The sequence below is a fragment of the Methylosarcina fibrata AML-C10 genome, assembly GCF_000372865.1.
GTDB classification, from domain to species: Bacteria; Pseudomonadota; Gammaproteobacteria; order Methylococcales; family Methylomonadaceae; genus Methylosarcina; species Methylosarcina fibrata.
In genome coordinates, this window is record NZ_KB889965.1 from 3521809 (window position 1) to 3535357 (window position 13549).

At 55.4% G+C, this 13549-nt stretch carries 12 protein-coding genes; 9 read left to right on the forward strand and 3 right to left on the reverse strand.

What is annotated here, in order from left to right; genetic code table 11:
- Positions 1-226 precede the first annotated feature (226 nt).
- Positions 227-4144, reverse strand: coding sequence for a translocation/assembly module TamB domain-containing protein (locus tag A3OW_RS26570; protein WP_020564544.1), 3918 nt, complete (start codon positions 4142-4144; stop codon positions 227-229).
- Positions 4141-5874 carry an autotransporter assembly complex protein TamA gene (locus tag A3OW_RS0116450; RefSeq protein WP_020564545.1) on the reverse strand — a complete coding sequence of 578 codons (1734 nt, stop codon included), beginning with the start codon at positions 5872-5874 and terminating at the stop codon, positions 4141-4143. Before A3OW_RS0116450 ends, A3OW_RS26570 begins: the two co-directional genes overlap by 4 nt.
- Before the next feature lie 536 nt (positions 5875-6410).
- Between A3OW_RS0116450 and A3OW_RS0116455 the strand changes: the two genes are divergently transcribed.
- The 9 genes from A3OW_RS0116455 to A3OW_RS0116490 all read left to right on the forward strand — a co-directional run bounded on the left by A3OW_RS0116455 (position 6411) and on the right by A3OW_RS0116490 (position 12544).
- Positions 6411-7151, forward strand: a complete 741-nt coding sequence (locus A3OW_RS0116455) for a type IV pilus assembly protein FimV (RefSeq protein WP_020564546.1) — start codon at positions 6411-6413, stop codon at positions 7149-7151.
- Positions 7144-8394, forward strand: a complete 1251-nt coding sequence (locus A3OW_RS0116460; RefSeq protein WP_020564547.1) for a response regulator transcription factor — start codon at positions 7144-7146, stop codon at positions 8392-8394. The genes A3OW_RS0116455 and A3OW_RS0116460 overlap by 8 nt, the downstream gene beginning before the upstream one ends.
- A gap of 11 nt (positions 8395-8405) precedes the next feature.
- Complete coding sequence (locus A3OW_RS0116465; protein WP_020564548.1) at positions 8406-8942, forward strand: GTP-binding protein; 537 nt, start codon at positions 8406-8408, stop codon at positions 8940-8942.
- 1 nt (position 8943) lies between these two features.
- A complete protein-coding gene (locus A3OW_RS0116470) occupies positions 8944-9588 on the forward strand; it encodes a hypothetical protein (RefSeq protein WP_020564549.1) in 645 nt (214 codons plus the stop codon).
- Entirely contained in the window at positions 9569-9745 is a 177-nt protein-coding gene (locus tag A3OW_RS27985) for a hypothetical protein (RefSeq protein ID WP_157385923.1), read from the forward strand. Before A3OW_RS0116470 ends, A3OW_RS27985 begins: the two co-directional genes overlap by 20 nt.
- A 102-nt stretch (positions 9746-9847) precedes the next feature.
- Positions 9848-10210: a roadblock/LC7 domain-containing protein gene (locus A3OW_RS0116475; protein ID WP_020564550.1), complete on the forward strand. Its 363-nt coding sequence runs from the start codon at positions 9848-9850 to the stop codon at positions 10208-10210.
- Positions 10211-10231: 21 nt separating this feature from the next.
- Positions 10232-10711, forward strand: a complete 480-nt coding sequence (locus tag A3OW_RS0116480; protein WP_020564551.1) for a PAS domain-containing protein — start codon at positions 10232-10234, stop codon at positions 10709-10711.
- 10 nt (positions 10712-10721) lie between these two features.
- Entirely contained in the window at positions 10722-11468 is a 747-nt protein-coding gene (locus tag A3OW_RS0116485) for a phosphate/phosphite/phosphonate ABC transporter substrate-binding protein (protein ID WP_020564552.1), read from the forward strand.
- A gap of 332 nt (positions 11469-11800) precedes the next feature.
- Complete coding sequence (locus A3OW_RS0116490) at positions 11801-12544, forward strand: aldolase (protein WP_020564553.1); 744 nt, start codon at positions 11801-11803, stop codon at positions 12542-12544.
- Positions 12545-12777: 233 nt separating this feature from the next.
- On the opposite strand, the gene A3OW_RS0116495 is transcribed toward A3OW_RS0116490, so the two are convergent.
- The gene (locus A3OW_RS0116495; protein ID WP_020564554.1) at positions 12778-13419 is read right to left on the reverse strand and encodes an MlaC/ttg2D family ABC transporter substrate-binding protein; all 642 of its coding nucleotides are present in this window, start codon (positions 13417-13419) and stop codon (positions 12778-12780) included.
- Positions 13420-13549: the final 130 nt, after the last annotated feature.

Consider the following 13549-nt stretch of genomic DNA (forward strand, 5'->3'; position numbering starts at 1 on the left):
CTGAACTTTAAATTCTAACGGAGCTAATTTTCTGCCGGTGACCGATGGATTTATCTTAAAACGGCAGGATCTATTGCTGTATCCTTTTTATTTCGAGTGCACAACCTGGGTAGGGGCGAATTTATTCGTCTTCGGCGCACAAAGGACTGGGCGAGTGAATTCGCCCCGACGGTAGGAAAACGCTGTAGTTTCGGAATAACTGGAGAGTTTATGATTTTTCCGGCGCTTAATCCGCATCTCCCTCATAATTCAGCTTGATTCTCTGCGATACGCCGGCCTCGGTTTCGACATTCAACGATTCGGTCAGCTTGCGTTTTAAGACCAGCGCAGCCTGATTGTTGAACAGGCCGACCTTGGCGCCGACGTAGAAATCGGGATTCAAGTATTGGCCGACGGCGACGAGAGTGTCCTGAAGCGTTGCCCCCTCTTTGACTTCGAATTCGTCGATGCCCAGTTTGTCGGCAAGCCAGGACATTTGGCCGGTGCCGTAAGACAGCGCGGCGGCGGCGATCATGTTGCCTTCGCCTTTGGAAACCTGGCTCATCGAGCGGCCGGTCACCAGATAGGCCAGAGCTTCCGATTCCGGCAGCGCAGGGTTCGAAGAAATCTTCGCTTGCGGGTTTTTGGCGGGACCGCTCAGCGCGAGGACGGCGGTCACCTTCTTGTCCCTGGAGACGCGGATGGCTTCGACGTCGAGCCAGGGATTGTCGGGCGGGCCGTTGAACACGAAGCGGCCTTTGCGCACGGTCAGGTCCTGGCCGTAGCTTTTGTAGGTGGCGTCCTGCATGTCGACGTTGCCGTGCAGGCGCAGTTTCCGATCTTTTTGCACGATTTGCAGTTTGCCGGTCAGATCGGTTTCCAGGCCGAACCCGGAAAAATGGGTATCCTTGCCGAGGTCGACTTCGACGTCGGCACGGACGTCGACGGGAGCGGCCGCCTTTTCCCGGCTTTGTTCTCGTCCCACGATGATCTCATCCTCGCTGACCTTGACGCTGCCGGCCGGCAGTTCCTTCAGTTCGATGTCGGCGCTGGCCACCTTCACGTTGCCGGTCACGCTGCCCTGGCCGTTGCCGAACGCTATTTTCAATGCCGGCGAAACGCTCACTTGGGCTTCCGGCAGTTTCGCCGCCTGGAACTTTTCTCCGGTCAGCGTGAGTTCCACGGGCCAGCCGGGCTCCAGCCGGGCGAAGCCGTCCAGGTTGACCACGCCCTGGCCGGATTGGGCGAATCCCTGTATTTTAAGGCGGCGGCCCCGGTCGTCGGCGGTGGCGGCATCGAGATTGATCTTTCTGAGGCTCAGGCCCAGCTCGGGGATATCCGCGGCGCCGTTGGCCAAGCCTGCCGAACCTTGCACGACCGGGGTTTCGAGGTTGCCGCGCAGGGCAAGGTCGGCGTGCAGGCGGCCTTTGACGTGAGCCAGTTGCGGCACGAACGCATCCAGCAGCGCCAGCTCGGCCACCGAGGCGTTCAGTCGGCCGTCGACGGTCTTCGGGGCGGCAGTAGCCAGCCGCAATTGTCCTCGCACAAAATCCTTGCCGGCCAGGGCCATGTCGAGATCCGCCGAGATCGTTTGCTTGTCGAGCGTGCCGGTCAGCACCGTCGCTCCCAGCACAATGGGTTTCGCCGGAGGCTGTGTTTTGGCAAGAAGGCGGGTGCCGGCCGGCATCTCGATCCGGTATTGTCCTTTCATCGCCCCTTTTTGTTGCCGGACGTCGGCGTCGGCACGGATCGTCCCGTCGATTTCGAGCTGCTCCGGCAGATAAGGCTGCGCCAGTTTCAAAGGGATGGCGGGAGCGTTCAGCGCAAACTGGTAATCGCCGTTGAAGTCGTAGGCGCCGGCCAGAGTCACCGGAGCGCCGTCGGCCTTCAGGGAGCCCCGAATGCGGATACGGTCGGCCGGCTTGTCGGTAACCGCTTCGACTTCGATGGCATCGATGCGGTATGCAGCAATGCCGACGGCGCCGTCGCTCAGGCGGACCAGGCCCCGGATTTCCGGTTTGGCCGGAGTGCCGGCCAGCGTCAGATCGGCTTTCAGATCGGCCTTGACGTCGGTCAATTGGGGCACGAACGGTTTGATCCAGTCGAACTCGACCATCGAGGCCGTCACCCGGCCGGACAAGGCGGGCTTCTTGCCGGTATTTACGCGTAGATTCCCGCGCAGATAATCCCGGCCCGGCAGCGCCAGGTCCAAGTCGGCCGTGACGGTATCGCCGTCGATTTTTCCCGCGAGCGAGGAAGCGCCGAGCACGAACCGTTGCGGGGCCTGTTCGGTTTGAACGGTGATGGCCGAGCCCGAAGGCAGCGTGATTTGGTAGCGGCCAGCCAGTACGTTCCGCTGTCGGCGGACGTCGGCGTCGCCGTTGAGATGGCCGCTGACGGCCATGCCTTTGGGCAGAACCGGTTGAGCCAGCGCCAGGGGCATTTCCGACAGTTTGAGATTCGTATCGAAATCGCCTCCCGCCCGGTAATTGCCCTTGGCGCACAGCGAGGCTTCCTTCCGGATCAGGCAGCCCTGCCCGACGTTCGCGTCGATGCCCGCCGTCCGGCGGGTGAGGACGAGGTTCCAATGGTCGGCGAGCTGCCAGCGCCCCCAATCGCGGCTGTTCAAATCCAGCCGGGAAAGGCTGCCGCGCCAGGTGGCGTCTTTCAGGCCGCCGGCGAGCGCGGCGTGGACGTCTCCGTAAGACGACAGGACGGTGGCGGTCAATTGATGCCGCGCCTGGGTGCCGCTGCCGTTGACCGCGAGCTTCGAGATCGTCAGATTGCCGCTTCGGACGACACCGGCCGAGAGGTCGAGTTTGGACGCCCGGTTCGCTTCGGGATGGTAGTCGATGTCGACCGCCAGCCGTTCCGCCTGGTGCTGCTCGAAAAGCAGATGCTTGCCTGTGACCTGGAATTGGACGGTGGGATTTTGCCAGCCTCCTTGCATGTGCCCTTGCGCTTTCAGGCTTCCGCCCAGACCCGGCCACAACTGGTCCAGATTGGGCGCGTCGAGGTCGATCCTGAAATCACTCTGCTCGGGTTCCAGCGTGCCGCCCGCGGTCAAACGATTGGCGCCCGAAACGAGACGGAGCCGATCGACGTCCAGACGGTTTCCGGACAGGTGCAGCCGGCCCTCTCCCTGAAGCGGGTGGCCGCGAAGCTGGCCGGTCAACTGCTCCAGCACCGCGTCAAGCTCCAGCGTTTCGCCTCCCGCCTTGCCGTGCAGCCGGGCCGCCAACGTCACGCGGCCCGGCAGATCCGGCAGCACGATGGCCGGATTGAAACGATCCAGCACCGCCTCAACGTTAAATGCCGTCATCTCCTTCCAGGAGACCTCGCCGTTTAGCCGAAGAAGGCCTTCCTTCGATTTCAGCTCCAGAGTCTCGATGGCCATCGATTCCGGATTGCCTTTGCCCTGAAAGGTCAAAGCGGATTCGGGCAGCTCGGGATGGGCCAGGCTTCCGGTCAGTTTGATTTGGTAGTCGGTAAGCTTTCCGGTGACTTCCAGAGCGCCCCGTTCGCTCCGTACCTGAGGCCGTGCCCCGGTCAGAGGCCATTGCAGATCGCGCCAGTTCAGGGTCAGATGCAAGGGGAAGCCCTGGCTCAAGGCCATCCGGCCTTGGGCTTCGGCGGCCAGCGGCCGGGCGTCCAGCTTCAGCAAGGACAGGATGAGCGCATCGTCTTCCGTTCGGGCCGACAGTTGCAGTCTGTCCAGCCGGAAGCTCGCCTGGTTTTGCACCAGCTCGACGTCGGTTACCAGGACGTTCCGGACGACGATTCGAACCGGCAGAGCGAGCCGGTCGGGCAGTTGCAACGGTGCGGAAGGCTCTTCTTTTCCGCTTTCGGTCAGCCGGACTCGAATGCCGTGGACGGTAAAATCCTCTATGTCGAGAGTTCCGCGCAGCAGTTCGATCGCATTCCAGTCGAACACGAGACGGTCGACGGCCACCGTTTGCGTTTCGCTTCGGTACCGGAGCCCGGCGAGTTCGATGCGGTCGAGCAGTCGCCCTTCGATGGCATCGACCGAAGCCGTTCCGGGCGCGGCGGTCAGCGCTTGCTCCAGCAGCCAGCGGCTGCCGGCTTCGCTGCCGAGGAGGCCGGCCACCGTGCCGGTCACAATCAGCAGCAGTGATAGCACGATGAGCAGGACGCGCAGCATCATAACCGGCTGCCTGCGGCAAAATGAATCTGGAACGACGAATCCGCATCGCTCAGCGGCACGCCGAAATCGATGCGGATCGGGCCGATGGGCGAATACCAGCGAAGGCCCAAACCCACGCCGGTCTTCACCATGATGCTGTCGTCATTAAAGGCATTGCCGGCATCGATAAAGGCCGCCACACCCCAGTCGTTGAGCACGGTTTTTTCGTATTCTGCGCTGACCACGCCCAGATATTTTCCGCCGACGACGTTGCCGAGTTTGTCTTTCGGCCCCAACTCCTTGTAGGCATAACCGCGGATGCTGTTCATCCCGCCCGCATAGAACCGGTAAGTGGCGGGCAGCTTTTCGAACGGATCGACGGCGGTGGCGCCGAGGTCGGTCCGCGCGATGAAGCGGCCGCTCCAGGGCACCGGATGCATCCAGACGCCGGAGAAGAGGCCCTGAATGAAACTGACGTCGGAAATGGGATTTTCAATACTGCCGCCGGTGTTGAACTCCATGCGGTAGCCTCGAGTCGGTCGCAGCGGATCGTCGGCGAAAGAGATGCGCCAGTTGCCGCCGGGTACTAATAACAGTGCACTGTCGGTGACGGTGCCGGTGGTGAACTCTTCATAGCTGAAATCGAGAAAGAGAGTTCGTTTCCAGCCGCCTTCCGGTTCGTGCCGCAACCGTGCCGAAACTTTCGCGGTTTTGGCTTTAAAGCTGTCGGTATCGGTGTTTTTGAAACCGGCGCCCAGACTGAAGAAGTCCACGGTCGGATCGTCCAACGGGACGGTGTACTCGACGTCGGCTGTCGACAACACTGGCGAAAGATCCAGATTGGCGTTCAGAAAATGACCGCGGCGGTTCAGGCGGCGGTTGGTGTAGGAAGCGCTGACCAGCGGGCCGATGTCGGTGTCGAAACCCAGACCGAAACTGTAATGATGCCGGCTTTTGGGCGTTAGCGTGATCGCGACCGGCACCCGCCGGTTGCCGCTTTCGGTGTCGGGCCGGATGTCGATCTGGTCGAAATAGTTGCTTTTGGACAGGTTGTTGTAGGTTTTTACCAGTGGCTCGGTATCGTAAAATTCACCGCTTTTGATCGAAATGAATTTTTTGATGAAATCGGGGTTCAGAATTTCCTGAAAGACCTCGACATCGCCGAAATAGAAGCGGCTGCCGGAGTCGAATACCAGCCGTATCCGGGCGGTGTTGGTTTTGGGGTCGACCAGCAATTTTTTTTCGGTGAAATCGCTTTTAAGATAGCCTTTCTCCAGAGCCAGGGCTTCGATCCGACTTTTCATCTTTTCGTATTGGCCGTGGTTGAGAGGTTGGCCGGTCTTCAGAAGGTCTTCGCGCAGTTTGATGAATTCTTTGTCGTCGTGCGCTTCGCCGTTGATAACGACGGTGACGTCGCTGACGGTCACCCGCGGGCCGGGATCGATGTTGAAATCGGCCAGCCAGCAGTCTCTCGTGAAGTCCAGCGATTTTTTAACCGTGGCATGGTAATAACCCAGCGCCCTCATCGCCGGATCGATTTCCTCATCGGCTTTGGCGAACAGACTGCGTATTTTCCACTCGGGCGCGGCGCAGTCTTCCTTAGCCAGCGACAAGTGCGCCAATACATTGTCTTTTGCGGCACTATCCGGCACCGCGACCGAAACTTCGGCTAAAGCAGCGGACGCAGTCAGAAAGAGGATGTTTGCTATCAAGACAAACTGTGCCGTTCTGATGAACCGTTTGTTGATCACTTGTGCATTATCCGTAGAACAATAATGAACGGCTGGATTTCCCGCGCATTACCGTATTTATTTTAAGGATAGGCATGGCTGCCGTTTTAACCCGTCGCGTATGGAACGAACGATTCGTGGGTTGATCCGGCCTCGTCCTGATCACCTGGAGTGTACAGGTCTTTCGGCCGTTGTGCGACAGCTTTTGTGCGGTCGCGAGGGTGTGGTCGGATATTATTAAACAAAAAAGCGGGTTGTGTATACCTGGATCTCTTGTTGCTCTTTTTCGTCCGGCAGCTTTTGGCGACTTATTTTGAAAGTAGAAGATCGTTTTGACTAGTTGTCAAGATACGGATAATGTCTGTATTAACTCGAAAAATCAGCAGCTAGTTGTTGTAACCATCGGTTTTAGAGGCTTTTTATTTGAGAGTATCGTTGCAGAAGGCCTCTTGGGGATGAGCGATTCTGTTGGGTTCGTCACAAATTTATTATTGCTTTTTGTAAGGCGAAGAATCCTCATCTATCTTAAGATTCATTCGTTTTGGATAGGCAATAGAATGAGCCAGTTGATTTTCAACGATCAAGAGCTTTCGACCTTCGCTTCGATAGACGTTTTCCATGCAGGTTTATCGCCTGATTCTGGCCGGAAGCCCGATTTTTCATATCAAGACTCTGCGTTGTCCTTATCGGAGATCGTTAATGAAATCCGGAGGCATCCGGACAATCTGGCGGCGCACGTTCAGCGGATTTTTCGTTGTTATCGGGATGATCTGGTGGACCCGCTCTATGCCGCCCTGGTCGATTTCTTCATCGTGCTGAACAAGCGAGGCCAGGCAATTAGCCGAAGAATGCTGGGCGGTTCTCTGGCAAAGTTGTCGGATCGGCAAGGCGCTCTGCTGAAGGCCGCCCTGACCGAAGAAATGGACGACGTTTCCTTGCTGGAAGGCAATCGTTACAGCCTGTTTTGCCGCGGCTTGTCCGGGACGGTCCAACTGATCGAAAAGCTGGAAGAACAAAAAATAAACGGCCTCGACCCGCTAAAACTGGCTCGGGATGCCGTTGAATATTGCCAACTGGAAGAAGCCATGCACATTCTGGAGTCCGCCATCGAGGAACAGCCCCAGCCGCCGGAGGTTCATCAATTGCTGTTGGAGCTTTACGAATCCACGCAAAATCAAACCCGGTTCGAGTCTGTATTAACCCGATTGCAGCACCGGGATTTTTTCAAGCACGACCCTGCTCTGCAAAAAGTCTGGGATCGTCCTAAGGATTACTTTGAGCCACAATACCATGAATAACTTGCTGCATCCTCCAGTACAACAGATGAAAGTGGCCCTGCCGGGTATGGATGAACGGGCCGGAAAGTTGTTGGCGATGTATTTGCAGGGGCCGTGCAAACAGGCCGGGGTGGTCATCGTCGAAGATGGACAGGCCGAAGTGCATATTATCGATATCGATTTGCCCGGCGGAAAAGATATCCTGAAGAAAAAGCATGAAGAAGGCTCGAAACTTCCTTTGATTGTTTTGTCCTTGAGGGAGATGGAGGCTCCGCCTTCCGAGACTCTTTTCTACATAAAAAAACCCGTTACTCAAGATGCCTTATTAGCCGCGCTCAACAAGGCCAAAAAACAGATTGCCGGCCGTTTTGATAAAACCGGAAATCCGGCCGGTACGGAATCCCGTTTGCAGGAACGCGAGTTGTTGAAGACGCCGGACCGGGAAACAATGGATCGTCCCGATGATCCGCCTCAGGCATTGAAACATTACGCCGCCGATACCCGTGAGCAGGGCAAACAGTCCAAACACAAGGCGGCCATGCAGATGGACGAAAAAAGTTTTGCTCTCTACATGGGCATGACGGTCTCTCTGGACATCGGCAATCCGGCTCAATTAAAACAGGCTGTCTATAACCCTTCGGATTATTTTCAGGGTTACGTGCAATCGGCCTTCAGGATCGCCTCCGAAAAAGGCCGGGTATTGGAATTGATTTCCGGATGGAAACCATTGTTGATCTTTCCTTACAGCGATGAAGTATGGCTGGATGCCGACGATAAACAGTTGCGCGTTTTTGCTGGGTTGCCCATCAACCACAGCGGCATTAATAAAAACATGCAGATCAGGCCCCTGGATCATAAAACCGAGTTAAACCGGGACCTGGATAAATTTCAGAGTAGGGATGCCTTCCTTTGGAAATTGGCGTGCTGGACTTCAAAAGGCCGTTATCCTCAACAGATCGATATCGATCAGCCCGTCTATCTCAAGCATTGGCCCAACTTTACCCGCCTGCTGATTACGCCGCATGCGCTGAGGATGGCGGCGTTACTTATCGATAAACCCAAAACTCCCATCCAGATCGCCGAGATTTTAAAAATCAGGCTGGAATATGTATTCATCTTTATCAGCGCTGCCGCTGCCGTCGGTTTGATAGGACAGACGGCCAAAAATGCCGGTATGGCCCCTGCGCGTCCGGAAGCCAAACCGGATAAGAAGCACGGCTTTTTCAGCAGAATCATCAGCAAACTACGAGCGAATAAGGACTAACGGTAGAGCCAATGACTCAATACAAGATTATTTTTACCGGACCGGTCGGCGCAGGCAAGACCACCGCCATTCATTCCATCAGCGATATTCCTCCGATTAAAACCGACGCGTCGGCCCGGGACATGGCCAGAGACAGGAAATCCGCCACGACCGTGGCGATGGATTACGGCGTCATGAATCTTCAGGGCGGAGAAAAATTGCATTTATATGGAACGCCGGGGCAGGAACGTTTCGATTTTATGTGGGACATTCTCACCACCGGCGGCATCGGCCTGGTCTTGCTGCTGGACAATACCCGGATGGATCCTTTTCTCGACATGAAATTCTTCCTGGAGGCCTTTTCGGACTTTATTTCCGACACGACCGTTGCGATTGGCGTGACTCAAATGGATCTGAACAATAAGCCTTCCATTGCCGATTATCAAAAAAAACTGAAGGAATCGGGAAGGAATCACCCCGTCTTTGCAGTGGACGCGAGAGTCAAATCCGATATTTCCGTTCTGATACAAGCACTGCTTTATTCTCTGGATCCGGTGTTGGAGGATTGAGATGACAGGTTATAGACTTGCCGAAGGACTCTACATCCATCCGACGCCGGCGGGGGCTTATTATGCCGCTTCCTTCAAAGAAAACGACAAGCCCAGAAAATTTCTGAGAACCCTTTTTCAGCAGCCCGAAACGCCCGAGTTGTCCCTGGAGCAACTGCATTCTTTGACCGGCATCGGTGAAGCCGAAAAATGCCTGGAGCTGTTGTATCACTGCCAGAAGCTGGGCCTGGTCCAGGGCTTCGGCGAGAAAAAAACGCCTCCTTCCGGCTCTCTGGAACAACTCCTGCCGCCTCTGCTCGGAAAAATCTCCGAAGACAGTCGAGTGCTGTTGGCGGATAACCAGGGTTTTTATCTGGCCAATCATGGCTTCGTGCACGAAGCCGCGGAAGAATTATCGGCCCTGTGCACCGAGATTGCCAGGGTGCACGACCGCCGTTCGGGATTGCTGATCAATAATTTGGGGCTTAACAGCCATGCCTGGGCGATCGTGAACGCCGGCGGCAGCAGCCAGGCGGGCTTTTGGCCGTTATTCATAGGTGAAATCCGTTTTTTAATTGCGATATTCGGCATTCCTCATTTCAACCAGCCCGAATTTGTCGATTTGGTCTGGATGTTGAGTATTCGTTATGCAGAAAACCGTAGTTAAGTTGATTTTATTAATCAAAAAAAGTAACTATTCAGCGGTATTCGTAGGAGCGACGCCAGTCGCGATTTGGGCGGTGATTATCGCGACTGGCGTCGCTCCTACAGTTGGTTTTCCTTACTTTGAAACCACTTATAAACAAGCCAGTGATTCCCGCTGAATAGTTACCAAAAAAATAAAAAATTGAAGAAGAACAAAGTAAATAGCTAGACCTTAAACGATTCGATTTAAAGATTTTCAAATAACACATCAGGAGAATGTTATGCGAGCAGACCTGCTGACTTCGGTATTAACAGAATTAAACGGCACCTCGGGCGATATCGAAGCCTCCGGGGTCATTTCCACAGACGGCCTGACGATGGCCAGCGTACTGCCTGCCAATCTCGACGAAGACAGAGTGGGCGCGATGAGCGCCGCCATGCTTTCGCTCGGCGACAGAACGGCGCAAGAGTTGCGCAGAGGCGCTTTGGAACAGGTATTGATCAAAGGCGACAAAGGCTATGTGTTGATGACTTACGCGGGAAGTGATTCGGTGCTGACGGTGATGGCGAAACCCAATGCAAAGCTTGGCTTGATTTTTCTGGACGTCAAAAGAGCCGCGCAAAGCATTTCCGAAATGTTGTAAACACTCGAAAAGGGAAATTGCATGATATCCGATATGCAGCCTGAATCTATCGTCGGCGACTATAAAGAATGCACCCTGGATTTATACGGGGGAATTCGCCGAAAAGTTTTCTATACGGAAATCGAAACGCCTTATCCCGACGGCAAACTCATCGTTTCCACCACCGATCCCGAAGGCGTCATCACGCAGGTCAATCAGGCCTTCGTCGATATATCAGGTTATACCAAAGAGGAGCTCATCGGCGCTCCCCAGTCGATATTGAGGCACCCCGACATGCCCGCGGCCGCCTATAAAGATCTTTGGGATACCGTAAAGTCCGGGAAGACATGGCAGGGATTCGTCAAAAATTTACGCAAGGACGGAGGGTATTACTGGGTGAAAGCGACTGTGATTCCCAATAAGAGAAAAGGCTCCGTCGTAGGCTATACCTCGGTTCGAAGAAAACCTTCCCGCTCCAGAGTCGAGGAGTGCATCAAATTATATCCCACGCTGAAGAACTGAAAGGAAAGCGATGTCTTATATTTTTACCGTCAGCCCCGATTTTACTCCGGAACATCTTTCCGGATGGTTCATCTTCAACACTTGGCTACAAAAACAAACCGGACTCCCGATTCACATGGAAATGTACAAGGATTACAGCCATCAACGGGATGCGATCCGCAACGATCAGATCAGCCTGATTTACGCCAATCCCTACGATGCCGCCATGCTGGTCAGAGAAAAAGGCTTTTTGCCGGTGGCCAAACCGGCGGGCGCGGCCGACGAAGCCCTGATCGCCGTTCATTCGAAAAATCCGGTTGAAGACGTCGCCCAGTTGCCTCCGGGTATCCGGCTGGCCGCGACCGAGGACCCGGACGTCAAAATGATGGGCATGATTCTGCTGGAACCCGGCGATCTCGATGCGCACAACGTCCGGGCGGTTCCCTGTGAGAGTTATGTTCTCGTGGCGAAGCGGTTATTACGCGAAGAGGCCGATGCCGGCATCTTTCTGGCGGAAGCATTCGACGACTTGTCGGACGTGGTTAAAAAACAGCTCAAAGTATTGGTTCGCAGTCAGATCAGCGTGATTCACCATTCCTTAATGATCGGGCCGCAATTGGCGGACAGGCGGGAGGAGTTCCAACGGCGCCTGCTCGAAATGGAGAAGGATCCCAAAAGCCTGGGCGTTTTGGAAAGCCTGGGATTCAAGTCCTGGGACAAGGTGGAAGATGAAGAAATGGAGTTCATGATTGATTTGATGGACACCTTGAGCGTTTAATTTTGGCCCTGCATTTGCAATAGAGTGGCGTTGCAAAAACGGTCTCCTCAAAGCCCTGTGCTGGCGCACACATTTCCTCCATCCGCCGAAAAGGCCCGGCCGTTTTCAAGTTAACGTCGGGTTAAGCCGAAATATCTCGTCAAAAGACGGCGCTGATGCGGATCCTTCGATCTCTTTACTCTTCGAACTGGCCGGCCATGCCCCTCTCTTGACAACGCCGGGCCGCTTCTTTATCTTTGCTTGCAATAAGGTTCTCACTTTGATCTGACGAGTCGGCGGTGACGAAAGATGCTCAGGGTTTCGGTCATTGAAGTTTTTGTTGTGGCGGCGGCATGTTGAACGTCAGCGAAGCCGAATGGGATCTTCGCCAGGATCTGGCGGCGGCTTTTCATATGGCGGTGGCCTGCCATCTGCACGAGTCGATCGCCAACCATTTTTCGGCCGTGCTGCCGGACGGGCAGCATTTTCTGGTCAATCCATTCGGCCTGCATTTCTCCGAAATCACCGCATCGAACCTGATCGTCTGCGATTTCGACGGCAAAGTGATCCGCGGCGACGGCGAACCTGCGGCGTCGGCGCATCACATCCATGCGCCGATCCACCGCCTCGTGCCCCGCGCCCGCGTGCTGCTGCACACGCATCAGCCTTATGCGACGGCTTTGACGATGATCGAAGGCGGGCGTCTCGAATGGGCGCTGCACACCGCCTGCCGATTTTACGGAAGGGTCGCCTACGATACCGATTACGACGGAGTCGCCCTGTCGGATTCGGTGGGCGAACGAATGGCGGCCATTCTCGGCGATGCCGAAGTGCTGTTTCTGGGCAATCACGGCGTGATGACCGCGGCTTCGACCGTGGCGCAGGCTTTCGACGATCTTTATTTTCTGGAGCGCGTCGCCCAGGCCCAATTGTTGGCCATGAGCAGCGGCCGTCCGCTCGTACAGCTTGCGCCCGAACTCATCCGGCAGGCGGCCCTGCAAATGCGGCACGAGCGTTTTGATCTGGGTTATATCGAGCGCCATTTCGCGGCGCAGAAGCGTTTGCTGGACGCCGCGGGCGGCTTGTACCGCCGTTGAGATTTCGGTTTGCGTGCGTCAACGATTGGGTGGAGGCGAATTCATTCGTTTTGGCACGCGCCATGAAAATACTTCATGGCAGTGCGGTGGATGCGCTTCGCTTATCCACCCTACGGAATTTCTTGGCAGATATAAAGACGGTTTTTTACCTCTCGGGATGAAAAATGTATTTTCACGGTAATTAACGGCATTGCTCTCCCCTTTCTTCTAACGCCCGAACGACGGCTCCGGTTTCAGGAATCTTTCGGTTTCAGCGCTTCCGAATTCCTTTTGGCCAGACTGTCGATCAGCGCGCTCAAGGAGCCTTTGCGCTGAATCTCCTCGCTGAAGGAGGAGCGGTAATTGGTCACGAGGCTCACGCCTTCGATCATGATGTCGTACACTTTCCATGTTCCCTGGCTCAGAAACATGCGGTAGTTGACGTCGACCGGGTTAAGGCCCGGCTGCAAGACTTCGGTCTTGACGATGAGTTTGTCGGCATTGTCCGGTATGTTGAGAGGCAGGTAACGGATGGTCCAGTCCTGGTATTCGACGAACGCCCGGGCGTAGGTTCGGACCAGCAGATTTCTGAATTCGGCTTTAAACCGCTCCTGTTCGTCGCCGGTGGCCGATTTCCAGTGTTTGCCGAGTACCAGCGCCGCAATCCGGTTGAAATCGGTGTGCGGCTCGATGACGCCGTTGACGTATTCGGTAACTTTCGCAAAATCCTGACTGAACGCTTTATCCCGGAGTTTGTTTTGTAATTGATCCGAAATGCCCTGGATGATTTGCTGGGGCTGTTGCAAATCTTCGGCCAGGCCCGGAGTTGCCGACAGGAATCCGAGTAAAAACACGGCCCAGCCGAATACCGTCAATTGTCTAGTCAGATTGCGCATGGTGATCCCCGTTGAAATGAAGGCGGTCGTTCGGCGCTGTTGGATTTCGTCAAACCGGCGCCGGGAAATAGATGGTACGATTATTCAACATTTGGAAGAAGTTTGGCAAATAAGGCTTGCCGGGAGCATT